Source organism: Kitasatospora sp. NPDC058032, from assembly GCF_042885845.1.
Taxonomy (GTDB): domain Bacteria; phylum Actinomycetota; class Actinomycetes; order Streptomycetales; family Streptomycetaceae; genus Kitasatospora.
Genome location: NZ_JBHVRK010000025.1, coordinates 14915 through 36003, shown reverse-complemented (window position 1 = coordinate 36003; position 21089 = coordinate 14915). Strand labels below are relative to the sequence as shown.

At 72.8% G+C, this 21089-nt stretch carries 13 protein-coding genes; all 13 read right to left on the bottom strand.

Going from position 1 to position 21089, the window contains the following annotated elements:
* The 13 genes from ACFVUH_RS30195 to ACFVUH_RS30135 all read right to left on the bottom strand — a co-directional run bounded on the left by ACFVUH_RS30195 (position 1) and on the right by ACFVUH_RS30135 (position 21076).
* Complete coding sequence (locus tag ACFVUH_RS30195; protein WP_387916509.1) at positions 1-1677, bottom strand: AAA family ATPase; 1677 nt, start codon at positions 1675-1677, stop codon at positions 1-3.
* Positions 1674-4115 carry a hypothetical protein gene (locus tag ACFVUH_RS30190; protein WP_387916508.1) on the bottom strand — a complete coding sequence of 814 codons (2442 nt, stop codon included), beginning with the start codon at positions 4113-4115 and terminating at the stop codon, positions 1674-1676. Before ACFVUH_RS30190 ends, ACFVUH_RS30195 begins: the two co-directional genes overlap by 4 nt.
* Entirely contained in the window at positions 4108-5751 is a 1644-nt protein-coding gene (locus ACFVUH_RS30185) for a Mov34/MPN/PAD-1 family protein (protein ID WP_387916506.1), read from the bottom strand. Before ACFVUH_RS30185 ends, ACFVUH_RS30190 begins: the two co-directional genes overlap by 8 nt.
* Positions 5748-6050: an EsaB/YukD family protein gene (locus ACFVUH_RS30180; RefSeq protein WP_355366245.1), complete on the bottom strand. Its 303-nt coding sequence runs from the start codon at positions 6048-6050 to the stop codon at positions 5748-5750. The genes ACFVUH_RS30185 and ACFVUH_RS30180 overlap by 4 nt, the downstream gene beginning before the upstream one ends.
* A gap of 10 nt (positions 6051-6060) precedes the next feature.
* On the bottom strand, positions 6061-6600 hold the full coding sequence (locus ACFVUH_RS30175; RefSeq protein ID WP_387916505.1) for a hypothetical protein: 540 nt from the start codon (positions 6598-6600) through the stop codon (positions 6061-6063).
* Positions 6587-7123, bottom strand: coding sequence for a ubiquitin-conjugating enzyme E2 (locus ACFVUH_RS30170; protein WP_355366250.1), 537 nt, complete (start codon positions 7121-7123; stop codon positions 6587-6589). Before ACFVUH_RS30170 ends, ACFVUH_RS30175 begins: the two co-directional genes overlap by 14 nt.
* Positions 7117-8322 (bottom strand): ThiF family adenylyltransferase, encoded by a 1206-nt coding sequence (locus ACFVUH_RS30165; RefSeq protein WP_387916503.1) that lies wholly within the window; start codon positions 8320-8322, stop codon positions 7117-7119. Before ACFVUH_RS30165 ends, ACFVUH_RS30170 begins: the two co-directional genes overlap by 7 nt.
* A gap of 4 nt (positions 8323-8326) precedes the next feature.
* Complete coding sequence (locus tag ACFVUH_RS30160; RefSeq protein WP_355366256.1) at positions 8327-8854, bottom strand: hypothetical protein; 528 nt, start codon at positions 8852-8854, stop codon at positions 8327-8329.
* 182 nt (positions 8855-9036) lie between these two features.
* Entirely contained in the window at positions 9037-9465 is a 429-nt protein-coding gene (locus tag ACFVUH_RS30155; RefSeq protein WP_355366259.1) for a hypothetical protein, read from the bottom strand.
* Between the two features lie 167 nt (positions 9466-9632).
* On the bottom strand, positions 9633-11441 hold the full coding sequence (locus ACFVUH_RS30150; protein ID WP_387916501.1) for a hypothetical protein: 1809 nt from the start codon (positions 11439-11441) through the stop codon (positions 9633-9635).
* Positions 11434-16695: a hypothetical protein gene (locus tag ACFVUH_RS30145; protein WP_387916499.1), complete on the bottom strand. Its 5262-nt coding sequence runs from the start codon at positions 16693-16695 to the stop codon at positions 11434-11436. The genes ACFVUH_RS30150 and ACFVUH_RS30145 overlap by 8 nt, the downstream gene beginning before the upstream one ends.
* Positions 16692-19904 (bottom strand): hypothetical protein, encoded by a 3213-nt coding sequence (locus tag ACFVUH_RS30140; protein ID WP_387916497.1) that lies wholly within the window; start codon positions 19902-19904, stop codon positions 16692-16694. Before ACFVUH_RS30140 ends, ACFVUH_RS30145 begins: the two co-directional genes overlap by 4 nt.
* On the bottom strand, positions 19901-21076 hold the full coding sequence (locus ACFVUH_RS30135) for a Kelch repeat-containing protein (protein ID WP_387916495.1): 1176 nt from the start codon (positions 21074-21076) through the stop codon (positions 19901-19903). Before ACFVUH_RS30135 ends, ACFVUH_RS30140 begins: the two co-directional genes overlap by 4 nt.
* Between the last annotated feature and the right edge of the window lie 13 nt (positions 21077-21089).

The window sequence follows — 21089 nt, the reverse complement described above, 5'->3', positions numbered from 1 at the left end:
TCACCCGCCCAGCTGCCGGAGGAACGAGAGGTCCAGCGAGGGCTCCTCCGTCCAGGCGTCCAGGGGCACCACACCGTTCTGCCGCTCGGCGGACAGCGGATCGAGGTACGGCCCGTACCTGCGGTCCAGATCGGTGGCCATCGTGTCCTGGCCGATCCTCGTGAGCGCGGCCCGCGACTCCCGGACCCACTGCTGCAGGTGCATCCGGCCCTGCCCCTTCTTCTCCTCGTCGAGGGCGCGCATCAGCGCCTCCTGGCCGAGTACGGCGTCCGCGCCACCGTCCGAACCCACGAGCAGGTTGTCGACGGCCCGGGAGACGGACTTCTGGATGTCGCCCGGCGTCAGGCCGTGCGAGTGCCGGGCCAGGGCCGCGACGTCGATGTCGGGCGAGCACAGCCGTTGGGCGACCCGGGCGAGGTGGATCCGGAAGATCTCCACCCGTGTGGACTCGTTCGGCAGTTCCACCGGGATCACCCGGTCGAAGCGGCGCAGCAGCGCGAGGTCCACCGACCACAGGCGGTTGGTGCAGCCGAAGAAGAGCAGCGCGGCGTTCTGCTCCTTGAGCCGGTCCACCTGCTGCAGGAAGTGGCCGGCGAACTCCTGGCGGAAGTCCTGGCTGATGGACTCCCGGTTCATGCCGAGCCCGTCGATCTCGTCGCAGAACAGCAGGGAGGGCTGCGCGTTCAGGGCCCGGTCGAACGCCTCGGCCAGTCTGGACTCGCTCTCGCCGACGTACTTGCCGTAGATCTCCTCCATGCGCAGGCGGAACAGCGGCAGCTCCCGTCCGTGCCGACGGCGGTACTCCCCCGCGAACGCGCGCACGACGTAGGTCTTGCCACAGCCGGAGGGACCGAAGAGCAGCAGGGAGCGGGTGGCCGGCTGGCCGAACTCGGCGAGGCGGCGTCGCGTCTCCCCCACATCGGGGTCGCCGAGGTAGACGTCGAAGATCTTGCGCAGCTCGGAGCTGAAGGAATCCGCTCCGTCGATGCCGCCCACGGTGTCGAAGGCCGGCTCCTGCGAGGCCGGGCCGACCGCGCCCGCGTCACGCGGGCGCGCGGCGGGGAGCGTGGCCGGGAGGCGGGGGTGGTCGGGTACGAGGCCGGCGAGCAGCTGGAGATCGGCCAGCGAGCGGGCCGAGTCGCCGGCGAGCTGCCACCGGTGGGACCTGGCCGCGAGGACCTCGGCGCGCAGGCCGTCGCGGACGACGGCGGGCAGCGTGGAGACCTCCAGCATCCGGTCGAGACGGTCGCAGAGGCCGGTGTCGGCCTCTTCCGTTCCCCGGCCCGACTCGACGTCACCGAGCAGGCCGTGCAGGGTTTCCGCCAACCGCCGGCGGACCTCCGTCTGCTGGGTGCTGCGGCCGAAGGCCATGAGGAGGTAACGGACCGCTTCCTCGGGCTCGCCCTGTCTGAGGGCGACTTCCGCGCGCAGCGCCGCGGCGTCGGAGGCGGCGCCGTTGATCTCCAGTGCCCGGTCCAGGTCCGCGGCCACCAGCTCCAGGACCTCCTCGTCCAGGTCCTCCGCGTCCTGCATGAACACGTAGGCCCGGGCGTAGTAGGGCTCCCACGCCGAACCGTCCTCGATGATCGCCTCGGTGAAGGACTGCATGGCCAGGACCGGGTCGCCCGAGTCGAGGGCCTCCAGACCTTCCTCGTACGCTTCGCTCGACTCGCTCATGCCGCTCCCCAACCCGCCGGCTCCGTGGGCCAGACGACGAACCTCGGGCCCTGTTCCCTGCCTTCGGACATCCTGAAGTGTGCTGCGCCGCCGAGTCCGGGCGGATCGGCGGACAGGCTGTGCAGTCGGGCTCCTGCCGCGATCTCCACGAGCCCGACGCGCTCGCGGGGAAGCGCGCCGACCAGCAGCTCGTCGAAGCCCCGGACCGCACCGAGCGCGGCGGCGGTCGGCTCGACGGCCGAGGCGACCAGAGCGTGCCGCCCCGGCCCGACCAGCGCTGCCGGCAGGTCCGCCTCCACCGCCGCGTCGATCAGCACGCAGACGCCGGGCGGGCTGCCGAACCGCCGTGCGTCGCCGCGCCTCCACAGCCGGGACGGCCGAGGGCGGTCGCCGCCGCTGGCGCTCCCCGCCGGGGACGACGGTTCGGGAGAGGGCGTGCGCTCCTCCGCGGCCTTGGCCGCTTCGATGATCTCCCTGTCCAGTGCTTCCTCGCGGCGCTTGAAGGCGAGCGGAGTGGACATGAAGTCCTCGTCCGCGCTGCTCGGGGACGGCGGGTCCGCGGGCCGGTCGGCGTCCGCCAGCAGGGTCTCGACGCAGAGGGCCAGCTGGAGCGTCGCGGTGAGCCGATCGCCCACCGGGACCTCCAGGCACGCCGCCATGCCCGCCCCCAGGAGCGGCCGGGGCGGAGTCGCCCAGGCCAAGGACAGGGCCCGGGCCACGGCGCGCACCGCGAGCTCCACCCGGTCGACCAGGAACACGGCGCGGCGCAGGTCCAGCGCCCTGTCGTAGCGCAGGCCGGCGGCGCTGTCGACGGCGGCGCACGCGAACTCGCGGACCTTCTCCGCCGAGTCCCTCCACACCGACCGGGTGCTGTCCTCCAGTGCCTCGACGACCGGCTCCAGGCAGGCCGCGGCGGCCGGATCCGGGCACGGCGGCAGACCGTCGGCCAGCACCGACCGGACTGTCGCACGCATCGCGGCGGACCGTGCGATCTCCCCGGCCCACGGCCGGTCGGCCCCGCGCCTGCCGGTCGTGTCCAGCCGGTGCCACCTGTCGTTGACGCCCGCTTCGACCGAGCGCTCGGGCCGCACCAGCAGGACCGTCCAGCCGGCCGCGGCCAGGTGGGCTCCGACCCGGGCCAGTACCCGCCCCTCGAAGGGCGGCCCGAGGAGCAGGACCCTGCTGCCCTCCCCGACCCGCAGCACGGCCTGTCCACCGCCGTCGGTCATCCCGATCGGGATGTCGACCCGGGGCGCGGTCGACGAGGGCCGGGGCGTGCCGCCACGGGCCGGTGGCCGGGCCGGTCGGAGGGGGCGGCCTCCGATCCGGTCCACGGTGCCGATCGCCACGCGCCGCGGGCGTCCGCCCAGGACCGGACCTCGGGGATTCGGCGGGACGGGCATCCTGGGTGCCCGGAACCAGCCGCTCTCCCGGGCGGCCCAGGCCACCTGCCGCCGCAGGGCGTTGTGGTGCATGCCCAGCGGGCCACCGCCGAGATTCCCGAGGAAGTCGGGCACGAATCCGGCGGAGTCGTTCTCCAGGAGCCAGGCCACCAGCCGGAGCCCGCCGTCGAACACGGCGAACTCGCCGTCGGCGGACCGCGGGTCCAGGGTGATGTCCTTGAGGAATCCGAGCTCCCGCGCGCCCTCCGCGAGCACCTCCTCGTCCCGGCTCAGCTCCCGCTCGCTCCGCTCCGGGACCCGGTCGGTTCCCACGGCGAGGCGGAAGCACGCGTAGGATCCCGGCCGGTCCCCCACGCGCTGCAGACTGAGGCCGGCCAGGACGAGCAACTCCCGTCGGTGGGTGCTCCGTACCGCGATCCCGCGGGCGGCGATGTCCAGCAGCACCTGCTCGACCACGATCCGGGGCTCGCCGAGGTAGTGGAAGGCATGGGCCAGCCAGGTGGTGAACTCCCCCTCGGCCCGGGGCAGTCCCCACGCGATCCGGGACAGCGGCAAGGTCCGGTTCTGCCAGGGCTCCAGCGGTGCGTCACCGAGGATCGCGTTGAGGCGCCTGAGGCCCGCATCCGCGTCCCGGGGGCCGATCGGCCAGGGCAGGGCCTGCCGCGGGGGCGGTTCGCCCTCCGCGCAGATGCGTGCCTCGAGCCGGACCAGCGCGGCGATGTCCTCCCACGCCACCGCTCCGTCCGTCCTGAGCTCACGGGCGTGCCGGGCGCACCTCAGTGCGAGCCCCGGCGACCCGCACGCGTACCAGGCGTCCGCGAGCGACCGCCACCACGCCAGATCCGTCCGGCGGTCGTCCGCCAACGCCCGCTCCAGCGTGGACAGGTGCGCGTCGAGGTCGGGGTGCGACGGCTCCTCGCCCTGCGCGGACACGGCCGGCGCAGGCGGACCGGCCCAGCCCATGGTGCCGGCGAACGCCTCCGCGAGCCGGCCGAGGCGGGCCCCGGCCGGTTCCCCGGTGCGCGGGTCAGCCACGGTGGAGGACCCCTTCGGTCTGCAGGTAGACCTTTCCGGAGCCGTCCCCGCTGATCCCGGTGATGCGGTCGTCCTCGTCCTCGCACACGACGTGGTGGACCAGTTCGAGGGTGTGGAGATCGAAGAGGCACAGTTCGCGCCCTCCCCCGTCGTCGAACAGCACGTGCCACCCCAGGCCGCTGACAGCGGCCTGGACGACCGGCTTCCCGTTCCAGGGCCGCGGGAGCTCGGCGGCGGCCGAGGGGGCCCAGCCGTCCTCCACCGCCTTCCAGGTCCGCAGCGTCCCCTCCTCGTTCGCGAGGAGCACGGGCGGCGCGAGCGGGCCTCCGAAGCCGTTGTCGCCGACGAAGACGCTCCCGGGGCCGGGCAGCGGCCCGGACGCGCGGGCGGCAAGGACGATCTTCCCCTCGGGCCCGGCGGTGCACTCGTACCGGTACCAGGTCGAGGCGGAGCGCAGCCAGAGCCCGTCCTCGACCGGCACGATCTGCTCCGGGGCACCGTCCGTGTCGGGCAGGTCGGCACCGTTCACCTCGAAGGTGAGGTCGCCCTTCCGCAGGGCGGCGGTGTCGATGACGGGGAACCGGATCAGGCCCGACCCGGTCAGCACCCAGACGTGGCCGTCCGGCGCGTGGGCGACACAGACCGGGGGCGCCTCGGCGCGCACCGAGAAGGTGTACAGCGAGGTCAGGTCCAGTCGTTGCAGCCTCTGCTTGTCCAGGGAGTAGGCGCAGTAGTCCGTGCCGCCGATCGAGATCAGGCCGCGCAGCCCGGACGCCCTGGCGAGCGGTGTCAGGACGTCCGACGGCCGCCTGAACCGGGCCAGTCGGCGCTCGAACTCCTCCAGGTCCGTGACGGCCCGGGGATCGGCGGACACCGCCTTCGCCGCGCGGACCAGGAACCGCACCGTCGCCAGGCCGGATTGCTCCGCCCGGTCCTCGGCGAGCTCGTGGAACAGGCGGGCGACCGCGCCGTCCGTCGGCATGCCGAGCAGGGGCAGCAGTTCCGCGAGCGCGGGCGGGCCGTCCTGCTGCTCCCGCAGTCCGCAGGAGGCCAGGTACCTCTTCTGCGCCGACGCCGGATCGCCTCCCGTGGCCACCGCGAGCTCGTAGTCGTTGATCTCGACGAGCTCTGCGCCGCGCATCCGCCAGAACCCGGCCGACCGGCCCCGCGAACCGATCGAGGCCACGCAGGAGACGTACCACGGTTCGGGGAAGTGGTCCTGGTGCAGACGGTGGTCCAGGTCCGACATGAAGGGGTCGCCGAAGGTGTGCGAGTGGTACCAGCCGACCACGTACTGGTCCGGCCTCTTCTCCAGCCGTTCGAAGATCGCCCGGATGGACCGCTGGTCGAACTCGAAGTGCGAGGCGCTGCTGTCCCGGCTCGGCATCGCGACGTAGTCGTCGACCTCGACCAGGTAGCGGTCGCCGGTGCGGTAGTGCCGCCCCACCAGGACGCCCCCGATCTCCTTGGTCGGGCTGGCCCCGGCCTGCATGCGGATGCCGTTGAGCATCCGCTCGCGCACCACCAGGCGCAGGCCCGGGCCGGCCTCCAGGAACCGGTCCAGCGGCGGTGGACGGTCCTGCGGCAGCTCCCGCCGCACCGGTGAGATCGTGAAGCCCGTCTCGTCGAGGCTCATCGGGCATCGGCCGCCTGGCCGGCCCGGGCCTGCCGGGTCATGACGAGCGTGTCGTGCGGCTGCACCCCGGCGCCGGCCAGCGTCTCGGTCTCGTTGAGGAAGCGGTCGCCCTCCCGCCACATCAGCCGGTAGGGCACTCGCCTGCCGTTGTCGTCCTGCTCCCGGAAGGGCATGCCGGGGGTGGCGATCAGCTTGACGATGATCGACTGGACGAGCACGGTGTCGGGCAGTTCGAGGTCCCACTGTTCGGTGACCATCGTGGTGGCGAGGACGACGGGGATCGGGTTCTGCGCGGTCATGGCTGGTACCTCACGGGGTGTCCGGTGAGTCCGGGAATCGGTTGGGGGTGATGTCGAAATCGAGGTCCGCATCGGCCAGGGACAGGGGCTGGGCCCAGGCCGGAGGCCGGTTCTCCCCGATCACCTCGTCGAGCTTCTTGCGCAGCGAGGGGTTGGTCGCGACCGCGGCGATCTCCGTCCCGGCCAACGTGCTGTAGCGGCAGACGGCGGTGAGGCAGAGCAGGAACTCGTCCAGGGACAGGCTTCCCGCCGGGATCTCGGCCTGCACCACGACGCAGTCGCCGATCAGCACGAACCGGGCGCGGTAGCTCAGCACGTTCCACTGCGAGACGAGTTGGAGGACGGACTCGCGTTGCGCGTGGTCGAGGCTCCGCTGGAGCAGCGCGCGCACGACGATCCAGTGCCGGCCGAGGACGACCTCGATGCCGACGGCGTAGAAGTAGGCCGGAACCGGGCAGCGGTAGGAGGTGACCACCTGGTTCGGGCCGGTCACCTTGTACGACCACTCGATGGCGTCGAAGTACCCGGAGATGGTGTCAGTCGTCGTCACGGTCCCCCGCCGCGTCCGGCCCGGCGCTGGCCCGGGCTGTGATCTCGAAGTCCAGGTCCCTGAGCGGCCGGGTGTCCACCGGGATGCCGGGATTCTCCTCGTCGAGCCTGACCACGAGCCAGAGGCTCGCCTCCACGTCCAGCGGATCGTAGATGTTGAAGGACTTGTACTGGATCAGATTGCAGATCTCCACGCAGAACTCGGCGACCGAGATCCCCGGGTACCAGATGTCCCCGGTGCAGATGTGCGGAGGTTTGAAGTTCGGGTGGAAGATCGGCGTGCGCCACACCACCGTCGGGGGGAACTTGGGAAAGCCCGCACCCAGGGTGATGTCGAACTCGTGCCGGTCGGTCTCGCCCACCCGGTCGTTCCACCGCATCAACCCGCGGCAGGTCAGGGTGACGCTGTACTGGGTCGGCGGCACACCCGTGCTGGTGAAGCTCAGCATCGAGCTGGAGGCGGCGAGGCTCTTCATCTCCTCGAACTCGCTCTGCAGCCGCCGGTCGCGCGGGCTCATCACCACGGCGAACCTCCTTCCGGTGTGTCGGATCCCGCGGCTTCGGATCCCGCGGCTTCGGATCCCGCGGCTTCGGGCAGCGGTCCGCGGTCTCCCGACAGCTCGAACGTCACCACGGCGCCCTCGGCCCGCAGTTCGATCCACGTCCACGGCGGAACGCCCATCTCCGCCGGCGACAGGTCGATCCACGGCTCGCCCCCCTCCACGTGCGCGGCGAACCGCGGGATCACATCCGCGTCGCAGTGCGGACAGACCGGCGGGCCGTCCGCCGCGTGGGCCCGCATCACCTGCTCGGAGCGCCCGCAGACCGGACACTCCCAGCCCAGCAGCAGCCGGGCCGGGAGCTGGAGCACGCCCTCCGGCAGCCGGGCGGACGCGCGGCAGTGTTCGAGCACCTTCCGCCAGCTGTCCCCGGCGTCGGGCCCGGCGGCCGCGTCCGGCGCGGCCGGCTCCCGGTGCAGGACGCAGTCGGGATCGATCGGCAGCGCATGGTTCCAGAACCGGCAGTTGGCCATGTCGAGCCGGAGCTCGCGGCCCAGCGCCAGTTGCTGGTCGTGCCGGTCCCGGTGCAGGTGCTTCAGCGCCTCCTGCACCATCAGCGCCGCGACGGCCGAGGTGAGCGTCGGCGTGGTCGGGACCCCGCCCTCGGCGAGCGCGCGCCGCTCGTACGCCAGGCAGGACTGACGGAGCGCCAGCTCCTCGACGTCGGCCGAGCTGAGGCCGCAGGCGAAGCAGGGCTGCGGTCCGTCGGCCGTGTCGGGGCCGAAGAGCTGGACCGTGCCCTCCCAGGTGGTGAGCCCGCCGTCGATCATGAGTCGGCCGGCCTGCCGGGCGAGCTGGCTCAGCGCGACCCGCCCGCCCAGGTTGTCCAGGCAGCCGAAGACCACGTCCGACCGCTGGACGAGCCCGGCCCCGAGCAGCAGCCGCAGGTCCCCGTCGAGCCCCAGGACCCGGCAGTCCGGATTGAGCCGCCGCGCGGCCGCGGCGAGGGCCGGAGCCTTGGGCCTGCCCACGTCGGCCTGCCCGAAGAACACCGATCGGCTCAGGTTGCTCTCCTCGACGGTGTCGAAGTCGACGACCACGACCTCCCCCCACCCGAGCATCACGAGGTTCTTGACCACCTCGTTGCCCAGGGCGCCCGCGCCGGCGACGACACAGCGCGCTCCGCGGACCCGTGCGGCGTCCCACCACTCGATCTGTTCCAACCGCTCATACCGGCCGGGCGCCACGCTCGGTCACCCCCTTGTCCGGCTCCGACGGGCTGTATGAACAACCGCGGGAATAGCAGCGGTCCCGATCAAGGAATTTCCAGCAGTCGTCGCAATACGCACCACCGCAGAGCGGGCACTGCACGACACCGCCTCCCGCGGTCAGCCGCGTCCGGCACTGCTGGCATTTCGACCCGACCAACCGTGAGCCCGCGGCGAGAACGACGCGCTGAACCTCGTGGAATGCGACGGTGTGACCCGCGAAATAGAGTTCGTCGCCGTGGTGCAGAATCGCGAGGAAGACCGGCTTCACGGATCCTCGGACGACCTCCAGCCGCACCGGGAGAACGACCGAGGCGCCGGACTCGGTCCGCCCCAGCCAGACCCCGGATTCCTGGGCCGTGGGCGGTTCGTTCTGCGTTTGCCGGAGCGAGTCGCTCCGAAGAAAAACATAATGCCCTCGATCGGGAAAAGGCACGACCCACTCACCGAAATCCAGACGTGGAATCGGAAGGGAGTCCCTGTCCATGCCGCCCCCTCACCCTCGGTGCCGGACGGGACCCGGTCAGGCTAGCACCCTGCCCCATGAAAATGACCAGGCACGGAGAAAATACGATCGCCTCGACAGGCATACCGGGACCCGTGCAACACCGCTGCCCCGGTGCGGGAATCGTTCTCCCGCACCGGGGCAGCGGTGTGCGCTGGGCACGGTCAGGCGCGAGCGGCGCCGGCACCGGCTCTCTCGTCGAGGGGGATGATGCGGCTCTCGGCCGTACCGATGAGCGGGCTCTCGGAGTACACGTCAAGTTGCCCGGTCATGGGCCCGATCCCGATCCGGTGCACGGTGGTGATGCCGATGGTGCTCACCGTCGCGGTGTGCCCGTTCAGGTTGACCGACGGCACCAGCAGGGAGAACGACGTCGATCCGCGGTCGACACTCGTCTCGATCGTCACGCTCACCACCCGGCCGAGCGCGCTTTCGACCACGCTCACTTCGTCGCCCCGGAAGACGCGGGACCTCGTCGGGTCGGCGTACTCGAAGGAACTCAGGCCGCCCGCTCCGAGCGGCATCCAGACGATGTGGAGCGGGGCATGGTGCCCGTGGGAGGAGTGGAACTGGTAGTAGTCCGGCTCGGTCACGGCTTCTCCGTCTCGGTTGGCGATCCCCCCACCTGACGCCCCAGCCTCCGCCGGGTCCGCCGAAGGCCCCCCGAGGGCGCGCGCGCTTGGACCGAACGTGCGACACGGGCTCCTCCGAAGGCAGGCAGCGGGCCCCGTCCGCCGCTTGGGTTCCAGCGGCCGGTGCCTCAGGGCTGAGCGGTGTCGACAAGGGTGTCGAAGACCAGCCCGCTGGAGCCCTCGCCGCGGCCGACGCCGCGTCGGGCGCCGAGCCAGACGGAGACGCTGCCGTCGTACCAGCGGGTGCGGTGGTAGGCGAGGGCGAGCGTGGTTCCGGTCGGAGGCACCTCCTCCTCGTTGACGTAGTAGGGGTTTCCCGCGTCGATGCCCTCCCTGAGCAGACTCGTGTGCGGCCGGACCGGTTTGCCGTCGATCACGCTGGGCATGGCGGCGCGCTGCAAGCGGATGGCCCGGTCGCCGCCGGGGACGTGCACCGCGAGGAAGGGCACCCAGTTCTCGGGGACGACGCTCATCGCCTGGTAACCGATCGGCGCACGGGGCGCGTCGGCCGCCGGGGCGGGAACGAAGCGCCGGCGGTGCTGGAGGATCTGCGCCACGACCTCGCTGCCCCGACGGCCCTCACCGGTGGGCAGCGGGACGGTCTTCTCCACGCCCCAGACCATGTTGGCGTTCTCGTCGCGGATCAGTGCGATCTCCTCCAGCGGCGCTCCCTCGGCCACCTTGGGCACGGTCGGGGGGAGGAAGAGGCTCAGGTCGGCGGGAACGTCGGCGGTGCCGATCGTGTCCAGGGTGTACATCGACCAGCGCTGCCAGTCCTCGTCCTGGCCCGCCCCCGCCGGGCTGATCCACTGCCGCTGCCCGAACACGTCGGTGACCGCCAGGCCCTGGATCGACGCGAGCACTCCGGCCGGGAGGTCGCAGGGCAGCTGGTACCAGTCGTTGCTGTAGACGAGCGCGAACTCGAGGAAGACGAGCTTCGCCAGGTCGGTGCTGTCCGGTTGGACGCCGGCGAAGTTGGTCCGGCCGTCCTCCACCGCCCACCAGCGGGGCAGCGGCATGCCCGAGTACCGGACCGGCGCCGGGAACACGGTTCGGTTGAGGGGCGCCGGCGGCGGAGTCGTCCCGCCGAGCGGCGCACCCGGGTCGACGGAGAACGCGTGCCAGTCCAGGTGGCCACCGGGGAACTCCTGTGCGGTCAGGACCTTCTCGGTGCCGGTCGGCGCGGCGGAGACCGAGAACCGGTGTTCGAGTCTGGTGGCGTCCCAGGTCGCGTCGCCGCCGGGCTGGTCGAACAGGTCGTCGAACCAGGCGACGAGACGGACACCCAGGCCGTCCAGTTGCGCACGCGCCGGCCCCGAGGCGGAGATGCCGTCCGAGGCCTTGCCGTTGTCCACCTTGATGTGCCGGTAGAGCGCGTACCCGTCCATCCGGCGGCCGGCGACCGCCTGCAGGGTGGACCAGACCTGAAGGTCGGACGTGCGCGGGGTGTCGGCGTCCACTCCCGGATCGGGCAGGGCGATCGGGTACTTGGCGATGTAGGCCTTGCGCAGCTGTTTCAGGCCGAGCTGCGGGCCGAGGAGCTTCATCCAGCGCCGTCCGATGGCCAGGCGCAGGTCGAAGGAGATCGGATCCGGGCCGAACGCGAACGGCAGGGCCCGGCGCTCGGCCACCACCTCCAGCGGCCGGTCGGTGGGCAGCGCCTCGGCCGCACCGGATCCCGGCCGGAACCTGGAGGGCACCGAGGTGGCGACGGAGTAGGTCGCGGTGACGGGCGACCCGGCGTCGGTGCCCCGGAACTCGCCGAGCTGCCATTGGCGCGTCAGCATCCAGAGCGGGTCGCGGACCTCCGCGCGCAGCGCACGCTCGAACGACGTGGTGCGCGGGCGGCCCTCCAGGCGGTTCCAGAGTCCGACGGTGGGGAACAGCCGCTGGTCGAGCGCGGCACGGAGGTCCTCGATACGGGTGGGCTCAGGCATCGGCTTTTCCTCGCAGGTTGGCGGTTGCGAGATCGGTGCTGATCGTGATCGGCCGCCGGGTCGCCGACATCACCGTCGCGGGCAGGAGTTGTGCGTAAGGGGTGGTGTCCAGGTGCGCGGGCTCGACGGCGCGGGTCTTCGCCAGGTCGAGGGTCTCGCCGACGGCACCGAGCAGGTCGTCGGCGCTCCAGTTGCCCGTCCGCTGCGGTGGGGTGACGAGGAGCATGGCCTGCGGCGGCTCCGCGTCCGGGCCGTTGTAGTGGAACGCGATCCCGGTGGTCTCCTGCTGGGCCGGGACGACCTCCGTCCATTCGTCGAGCAGCAGCCCGCAGTGCCGGTTGACGCCCAACAGCGGCTCGGGAGCGTAGTGCGCGGTGAAGAGCACCCGGTCCTCGGTGATCCGGGTGCCCGCCGCGAACTCCATGCCCAGCCAGTGGTCGTTCGGGCGGTAGGGCAGCTGCACGGGCACCAGCTCGGGTTCCTGCCATCCGAGGAGGTCACCGAGCAGCCCGCCCGGACCGCGCAGGGCGTCGGCGACGAGGACGGCCTGTTCCCACAACCGCGGCTTCTCGCGCACCCGGGCGATGCCGTGCACCCAGTCGTCGACCGGAAAGTCCCGCCGGAAGTTCTGGACCAGATGGCTCAGCAGCTGGTCCTTGTCGATCCGGGCCTTCTTCCAGTCCGTCTGGAGCTGGTCCGGCGCGGTGAACTCGGGCACCGCGAGGAAGTCGCTGCCGAGCACCGCCTGCAGCGCGTCGGTCGCGGCCTGCACCCGGTCGGGGGCGGTCAGGGCCTGGTCGTACGCGGCCAGGGCCTTGTCCGCGGCGGCGAGCCTGCCGGTCACCTCGGTGAGCAGGGAGCCGGCCCGGTCCAGCAGGTCCCGGGCGAAGCCGACGATCCGGTCCTGGAAGGGCGTCAGGTCGAGCCCCGCCGGGTCGAACGCGCTCAGCGGCAGGAGGGCGGCCACGTCCGCGAGCAGCGCACTGAGCGTGGTGTCCGTCGTCCGGCCGACGGCGCGCAGAGCCAGGAGGCGCGCGTTGAAGGCGGCACGCTCCCCGCCGACGATCGCGCGCAGCTGCCCGGGCTGGGCGGGGCGAGGGGTGGTGGGCTTGGTGGTGAGCCGCCATTCCGCCTGCTGGAGCAGCCCGAACCGCGTGTCGGCCGTGGCCGAGGAGGGGAGCCGGTCGTACGCCGCGATCAGGGCGTCGGCAGCCGCGAGCGAGGCGGCCATGCGGTCCGCGGTCGCCGCGACGGCCGTCAGCACGTCGCCGAACACGGCTCCGCGCCACAGGACCGCCTCGCCCCAGCCGCTGCGCGGCATGCCGAAGCCGCCCGCCGTCCGGGCCAGGTTCGCGTAGCCGGTCAGGAAGGTGTCGATGCCCGCGACGAGGGCGGCCCGGTCGGGCTGGGCGGGCGCGTCGGGGAAGCGGGGAGCCAGCGAGGCGGCGTAGGCGGTGGTGTCCTTGCGCAGTTGGTCGAGGGCGGTGCGAACTGCCGCCGGCCGGCCGCGGTCCAGGGTGACGGCGTCGTCCATGGTCCGGTCGACCGGCTGTCCGCCCGCGCCCGGGACCAGGTCCGTCGGCCGCAGCGGACGGGACCGGGTCAGCAGCGAGCGCAGCGCGGCGACGAGGGGCGACACCTCGAAGAAGGTCAGTTTGCCGGTGATCCGCTCGGTGTGGCGGATCGCCAGCTTCGCATCGGGCCGTGGTCGCTCCTGGGCCACGACCACGGCGACGATCCGGTCGTCCAGGTCGGTGAGGGCCGCGTCGTCCGACGGCTGTACGCCCCACAGCATGTCGAGGGGCTGGAGCCCGAGATCGGCCTGGGTGACCACCCGGAGGCGGTGGGCCCCGGTGACCGGGTCCTGCCATTCCACGGTGGTGGCCACGTCCGTCGGGGACGGCAGCATCGTGGGCAGCCAGGCGTTGACCGCCGGCTCTCCCAGCGCCCGTGGAGCGGTGCCGGGGAACAGCACCGGACCGGGCCCGGGGCCCAGGCCGGGAGTGAACATCAGGCCCAGCCGGTGGGTGAGGGTGACGCCGCTGCGCGGGGTGCGGACCACGGCCGGATCGGGTGGGAAGCCCTCCTTGGCGTACGCGTCGAGGGTCGCCGACGCCCGTTCGGGGTTTCCCCGGAGCGTCTGGTGGGTGGCCTCGGCGACGGCGAGGTCGGACAACGCGTCATGGAGGTCGAGGAGGTGTTGCACTTCGGCGTTCATCGCCTGCTGCTCGGGGTCGGTCGCGGTGGGCAGGTTCGCGACGCCGAAGGGGTATTCGGGGTGGGCGGGTTCCCGGGTCGCGGCGCGGACGAGCGCCAGTCCGTCGACGACGTTCCGTGCCTCGACCAGTTCGACCGGGGTGCCCGGTGCGGTGGTCGAGAGCTTTCCGGAGCGCAGCGGGAACGCCCCGCGCAGCGCCGGCAGGAACTTGTCCAGTTCGACCTCGGGGTGCCCCTCGTGCAGGCCCCGTTCGAACCGGTAGCCCAGCATCGCGCCCAGCGACTGGCCCTGCCGGAGCCCGTCCAGCAGGGTGAGCGCGACCCGGACGCGGTCGGAGCTGAGGTTGACGGCGAAGCAGCCGGGGTTCCCGGGCGAGCCGTTGGCGAGGTATCCGGCCCTCAGGACGGCCGCGGTGGTCGCCTGGGCGGGCGACGGGGCGTGCACGTACCCGCCGTTCCCGGGATCCTGCAGCAGCGGCGTGGAACCGCTCGGGGTGAACAGCGCGCCGAGGCCGCCCGTCAGGTGGACGGGGGTGAGGGCCGCGGTGGCGGGCCTGACGTCCTCCAGCCATCCGTAGGCTCCGAGGTGCAGCCCGGGACGGGCCGGGGAGGTGCCGTCGGCTCCGTACCGCAGTTCGGCCAGGCGTTCGTTGACCAGGCCGAGCCGCCAGGCGTCCAGCCGGTAGGTCGCGCAGTCCAGGTGCTCGGCCAGCACGCGTTCCAGCCGGGCGGTGGGCACGTCGGCGAGCAGCCGGAGGGCGGCGGTCTGCTCGGCCAGCTGCCGGGCCGCGGGATGGGTGGACAGCACATCCGGAATGAAGTCGACGACGAGCTTCGACGGGTCATGGGTGATGGCGGGGTCGGGAGCGTACAGCTTCCGGTACCGGCTCTCGCTGGGCTGGGGCGGCTGGGTGTCGCGGATGTGGATGAACAGCGGGTCGGCGGCCGACAGCGTCTCCCCCGCCGCGGCGGCCAGCCCGCGCGCGGTCTGCTCCCAGCCGAGCAGCACCGCGTGCCGCAGCAGCAGATAGAGCACGGCCGCCGGGGGCCGGTCGTCGGTGAAGCCCTTCTCCAGACGGACCGCCTCCAGGTCGCGCGCCGCGTTGTCGGCGAGCCACTGCAGGTAGTTGCGCCCGTCGGGGACGTAGGACCGGACCGTCCTGCTCTCGGACAGCGGCTGGTCGTCGACGAGGGGGCCGAGCAGCGGGTACTGCTCCTCGGTGAACAGGCGGCGGACGATGGCCGGGTCGACGGCGGGCTGTCCGGGCGGGGCCAGCCGGTGCAGGAGGGCGAGGATCGGCTGCGGCATGCCGAGCCGGTCCAGCGCCGGCAGCACCTGCGGGCCGTTGCTGCCGAGGTTCTCGCGGTTGTAGATGTCCTCGACGCTCTGCGCGTAGCGCTGGTGGTACTCGGCCGAGGTGGGGTGCAGGGCGAGGATGTCCAGCAGCAGCTGGTGCGGATCGGCCGCCGGTGCCCCGGGCCGGGTGTGCTTGCCCAGGTACGACACCTGGGCGGTGGCGTTCCTCCAGTCGTCGGCGGCCGCGGACAGCAGGGCGCCCAGCGCCCGGCGGTGGGTGGCGGCCTGGGGCCAGGTCAGCCGGGAGAAGACGGTCGTCGGCAGGATGCCGTACGGCTGGCGTCCGATCCTGACCGCGGGAATCGGGCCGCGTCCGGAGACGTGGCGGACGAAGAAGTCCCGGGTGTCGCTCACCGCCGGGTCCGGAACCGCCGGGTACAGCATGGTCTGCAGATAGGAGCCCCAGGTGGCGGGCCACAGCGCGAGGTTCGCGGCCCTGGCCTCGCGCTGGTCCGTGCCGTCCGCACCCGCCACCCCGGTCATCACGGCGGGGTCGATGCCGAGGAGTTCGGCGAACCACCGGCCGTCCGTCCTGGTCGTCCAGTCGTCGGCCGCCGCCGCGGCCACGGGAGCGGACGCGGAACGCAGCACCGCGGCGGACACCGCGCGCGGGTCCTGTCCCGCGGGTTTCTCCTCGCTGTTGTTGGTCGGGGTGCCCTGCGGCAGCAGACTGAAGCCGGCCTGGCTGCGCAACTGGCGCGTCAGCAGGTCGGCGAGGTCGCCGGCGGTCTGGTCGGCGGTGCTGTTCACCCGCAGACCGAGGACGACGAGCCGTTCGACGCCGCCCCGGAAGCTGTCCTGCAGCGGCACCCGCACCGCCATGCCGACGCCGACCGCCGCGTCGAAGTCGGTCAGCCAGCGCAGCGCGGTGGGGACGAACAGTTCCCCGGTCTGCTCGTTGACCTTCGGCTTCTCGGCGGAGCCGGGGTCGGGTCCGACGTCCAGCGTGGCCGGCACCGGCGCACCGGTGACGGAGAACACCTGGGCGGCGCCGACGTACCCGGTCACGGTGAACCGGTCGGGCAGCAGCCGGGCCTGGGGAGCCCGGGTCCAGGAACGCGACGACACGGCCGTGGCAGCGGGAGGCGGCAGGACGAGGAACGCCACCAGGACGCCGTCCCCGGTCGCCGTCGCCGCGCCGTCGATCCCGACCGGCCGGCTGCCGCGGATGGCGTCCGCGCGGGCGGCTCCCACCGCCGCCAGCAGGGCTGCGTCGGCCGCGGCGATTTTGGCCCGGTCCCCGTGGGCCTGCCACACGGCGGTCCAGTACGTGGTGGTGGGCTGCCGGTCGGCCGCCGCCACGGGCTGCGGGGTGACGAGCACCAGAACGGCGGTGCCGGGGTCCACGCCGGTGGGCTGTTCCGCCGGGTTGGCGGGGCGCCGGTTCTGCAGCAGCCAGCTCGCCCGCCCCGCCGGCACCCTGGCCGTCAGCTCCTGCCACGCGGCCTGTTCGGCGGGCGCGTTGCCGCCGGCCCGCCACAGCGCGGTCCAGTAGGCGTCGGCCGCGCCGATCTCCGCCGGGGTGGGAAGGGGCTCGAACGACTCCACCGACCATTCGTCGGGGAAGATCCGGACGAGCAGCTCGGCGGCGGTGAAGCGGGTCTCGATGCGGACCGGTCCGAGGAGGACCGGGAAGTCGTCGCTGAGCGGCAGGGCCGCGGTCGGGTGGAGGGTGGTCACGGCAGCATCTCCTGTGCGTGCACGGCCATCAGAACCGGTGCCCGGAAGAGGACGTAGGCGATGTCGGCGGAGCTCAGTCCCGCGTGCCACAGCGGCAGGGACAGGTCCTCGGTGTGCTGGTCGTGCTTCTCGGGGTCGTCCTCCGGGTGGGCGAACTCGCGCAGGACGACGGGCACGGTGTTCTCGTCGAGCCGGACGAACCCGGTGGACGCGGGATCGATGTCCGGCCAGGAGAGGTCGTTCCAGACCTCGACCCGGGGCGGGGTCGCGTCGGGTTCGACGTCCGCGCCGAACCGGGGCTCCCCCGGTCGTTCCTTGATGACGAAGAACCAGCCCGCGCTGCCGGGTGGTTCGGCTCCCTTGGCCTCCGTGGAGGTGAGGTCGAAGCCGAGCAGGTAGATGTCCGGCTCGATCTTCGCCTCGTACAGCGGAAGCCGGATCTCGTCGTGCGAGGGGTTCGCCTCGTCGACCAGGTCGACGGGCAGGCGTTCCTTCGCTGGGTCGGGCTGTCCGTCGGTGAGTTCCCAGCGGGCGCGGTGGGCGTAGATCGCCGCGTTGGGGTACTTCTTCAGCAGCTCGCCGCGGATGACCAGCACCAGCTCGTTCGCCTGGACGCCCGTCTCGCGGTTGTTGTGCTCGCCGAGCTTGGACTCCTGCGTCCAGGTGGCGATCGGCGGGATGTCGTACAGCCGTTCGTGCCGTTCGCCGGCGCTCTCGCCCGGCAGGGCGGGCACCGCGCGGACGTCCCAGAACTGACGGAAGGGCGTGCCCCGCTGGTCGGTGGGGTATTCGCGCCAGAGCAGCTCGTTGGCCATCTCGTGGTTGAGCCCGACCAGGTAGGCCTCGATGAACTCCTGGTCCGTCTCCAGCAGGGTGATCGAGTTGGGCGGGACCAGGTTGATGTTCGGCATGAACAGGTCCACCGACATGTCGAGCAGCGCCCGGTACATCGGCATGTCCAGGACCGGGTACGCCATGGCTTCGAGGAACTGCTCGGCGAAGGGTGCCAGTCGCCCGGGCAGCCGGACGGAGCTGAGCAGGCTCCGCGGTACGGTGTCGTCCGGCCGCAGTCCGGCCAGTGTCGCCGCCGTGGTGCCGAGGACGTTCAGCGGGCGGCGTCCGCCGGCCTGGCCGCCCAGCTGGGCGTCCGAGTAGCCCTGGTAGATCTCGTGCAGCGCCTGCTTGAAGGACTGGGCCTCGGGGCTGTCCGCACCGCCCGGAGAGGGGATGAAGGTGTCCCCGGGGAGCGTCAGGACGAAGTCGTGGCTCGTCGGCAGCTGGTCCACCGGGTCGGTCGCGGCCGCGGTCCCGGCCGCGACCGCGGCGACGGCCGGGGTGGGGTGGAGCACCTGGTCGAGCCGGGTGGGCGTGATCACGGCGGCCGGCCGCACCTTGGGGGGCGCGGCCGTGACGCCTCCGGTGTCCGCGTCCATCCTGACGATGAGGTCCTGCGGCGGCTGGTCCGCGGTGAACGGCAGCCCGCGCACGAGCCGTGATCCGGGCCGGGTGATGCGGCGCATCGGCGCGGACACCGGGGCGGTGGAGACCCGGCTCTCCGAGACGTGGAAGCCGACGGCGACCTGTTCGGCCGGGCCCGCCGACCGTCCGCTCGCCGTCGCCGCCTCCGCCTGGGTGGTCGTGACGACCCGGGAATGGGCCGGCGCGGACAGGGTGAGCGCCCTCCCCGACGCGGGGACCGCGGCGAGGGCCGCGGCCCGCGGGTCCAGGTGCTTGTTCTGCAGCACCGTGCTCACTTCGCGGGCCAACTGCGCCGCCCGGATGCGCGCGTTGGCGGCCAGGACGTCGCCGACCTGGGCCCAGGCGGCCTGCATGAACTCCTCCTGCCGCTTCTGCACCACCTGGGCACCGAGGCCGGCCGCCACCCGGAACCTGGGGTCGAGGTTGAGCCGGTGCACCCAGTTGCGCTGGTTGGCGGCCGGGCTGCCGTCGCGTTCGGTCAGCAGCCGGGAGGCCGGCGCGTGCCAGCGTCCGTACAGCGGCGGGGTGACCACCGGATCGGCGGCGCCGACGGCCGGCGCGGCGAGCGTGGTCGACAGGGCGCTGTGGGCGGCGGCCGGGGTCCGGGTGAGGTAGTCGTCGGCCAGGTTGATCAGACCGGCCAGAGCCTGCTGGAACGGGTGCGGATAGTGGAATCCGAGCCGCTGGAGATCGTCCCAGTTGTCGTAGTCGTCGCTCGGACGGTCCGGCTGCCGCAACGCGCCGCCGAGCTTGAGCACGCCGCCGAGCACCGTCGGCACGGTGATGCCGGGCAGTCCGGGCCCCGCCGACCGGTGCACGTCGAGGTCCCGGCGGCCGACCCGGGGGTCCAGGTCGGGAACGGGGTCCAGCAGACGGACCAGGTACTCGAAGTCGCCCGCACTGCCGGTGGAGAAGAACCAGCGGTGGTAGTACGGCAGCTGCCCCGGAGCCTGCTGGCCGTTGTAGCTCTTCCCCCAGCTGGGGTGGAGCGCGCCCGGCGCCGCGGCCGGGTCAAGACCGAGGCCGGCCAGGCGTCCGGTCTCGAAGGCGGGTACGAGGAAGGCGTGATAGGCGGTGTCCGGAGTCAGCCGACGTGGACACAGCAGCCGGGCGCACGCGTGGTCGGCGTTGGTGCGCAGCACCTGGGCGAGCGCGGGCAGCACTGTGCCCATGTCCTCGGAGACCACGGGTGAGTCGAGCGATCCGTCGACGTGGACGTGTCCCCAGGCGCCCAGCTGGTCGGACGGCGGCAGAGCGCTCGGGTTGCTCACGGCGATGTACGGCAGTGGCCGGCCGGGCGCCCTGCCGTCGGTGAACTCGGCGCCGTCGGTGGAGCGGGAGTCCGGCCCCGCGGCGAGCACGACCAGGGCCAGCCAGGGCAGCAGCCGGCGTGTGGTGGCGTCGGGGGCGGCGGGGCTGTAGCGCCAGGGGAAGTCCTCGTCCTGGAACTCGATGTGCGCCAGGTAGTTGGGTTCCATGTTGGTGATCCAGGACCGCGGCTCGGTGCGCGAGACGGCGCGCGGATCGATCCCGATGACGTCGCCGGGACCGTAGATCTGCACGGTGCGCTGCACGTCACGGCTGAGCGGCCCCGCGCCGGTGCCGTCCTCCGCGGTGACCCGCAGCGCGACCGGAACGCTCGCCCGGGCTGCGGTCCCCGGATCGGTGGTGATCCTGGTGGCGATGCCGGCCCGGAGCCAGGGCAGGAACGTGTAGGCGTTGGCCGTCACGGGGTGACCGCCGCGGCCACGTCGAAGAACTCCGCCTTGACGGTCAGCTCCTGGACGCCGGGGTCGGCCGCGGCCTGTCCGGAGCGCACGACGCCCCCGGCGACCAGTACCAGGGTGTCCGACAGGGGTGCGGCGGCGAACGCGAACCGGCCCGTGCTCAGCCCTGCCGCGGCGCTCCAGCTGCGGGTCGCGGAGTCGAAGAGGGCGGCGCTCGCATAGCCGACGTCGTCACCCGCGCCGTCGCCGCCTCCCACCACCAGGACCTGCGTCCCCCCGAGCGGAACGGCGCGGTGCAGGGCACGGCCGCCGGGCATGTCCGGTACCGCGGTCCACGTTCCGGTGTCCTGGCTGTAGAGCTCCGCCCCGGCCCGGCTGAACGGGTCGAAGGTGCCGTCGCCGGGACCGCCCGGCGCCCGTCCGCCGGTGACGAGCACCGCGGCTCCCGCCGCGAGCGCGGTGGCCTGGTGCTCGGCGCGGGGGGCGAGAAGGGCGCCGGTCGGGCTCCAGGTGGCGGTGCCGGGGTCGAAGAGTTCGCAGTACGCCAGTGCGGTGTCCTCGTCACGGGCCGTGGGCAGGGTGCCGCCGGTGACCAGCACCCGGCCGTTGGCCAGCACGACCGCCGGGTGCCCGCTGCGGGCGTCGGTCATCGGTGCCGTCTCCGTCCACGTCCCGGTGGCCGGGTCGAACAGCTCGGCGGAGGCCAGGGCCTTGACCGACTGGGCGGACCGGATCGTCGTACCGCCCGCGACGAGCACCTTGTCGCCCACGAGGGCGGCGCTGTGTCCCCAGCGCGCGGTGTGCATGCTCCCGGTGCTGCTCCAGGTGCCGGCGACGGGGTCGTAGATCTCCGCCGCGGCCAGGCCCGGCGCCGGGAACTGGGCGGTTCCGCTGATGCCTCCGGCGACCAGCACCTTGCCGTCGGACAACCGGGTCGCGGTGTGCAGCCGACGGGGTGTCTGCAGAGCTCCGGTGGCGGTCCACGCCTTGGTGGTGTGGTCGTAGACGGCGGCGCGGGCGAGGGCCGCGGCCGATCCGTCGGAGCCGCCCACGACGAGGACCTTCGTGCCGGTCAGCACGATCGCGTGGTCATGCCGGCCGTACCAGCCTGCGGCTGCGGGCAGGTCGCCGGTGGCCGTCCACTTCCCGGTCGCCGCCGCGAGGGTACTGGTCATGGGCGCGAACCCC

Coding starts and splice junctions, on each gene's coding strand:
- ACFVUH_RS30195 (WP_387916509.1), bottom strand. CDS start 1,677: ATGAGCGAGTCGAGCGAAGCGTACGAGGAAGGTCTGGAGGCCCTCGAC.
- ACFVUH_RS30180 (WP_355366245.1), bottom strand. CDS start 6,050: ATGACCGCGCAGAACCCGATCCCCGTCGTCCTCGCCACCACGATGGTC.
- ACFVUH_RS30135 (WP_387916495.1), bottom strand. CDS start 21,076: ATGACCAGTACCCTCGCGGCGGCGACCGGGAAGTGGACGGCCACCGGC.
- ACFVUH_RS30160 (WP_355366256.1), bottom strand. CDS start 8,854: ATGGACAGGGACTCCCTTCCGATTCCACGTCTGGATTTCGGTGAGTGG.
- ACFVUH_RS30150 (WP_387916501.1), bottom strand. CDS start 11,441: ATGCCTGAGCCCACCCGTATCGAGGACCTCCGTGCCGCGCTCGACCAG.
- ACFVUH_RS30185 (WP_387916506.1), bottom strand. CDS start 5,751: ATGAGCCTCGACGAGACGGGCTTCACGATCTCACCGGTGCGGCGGGAG.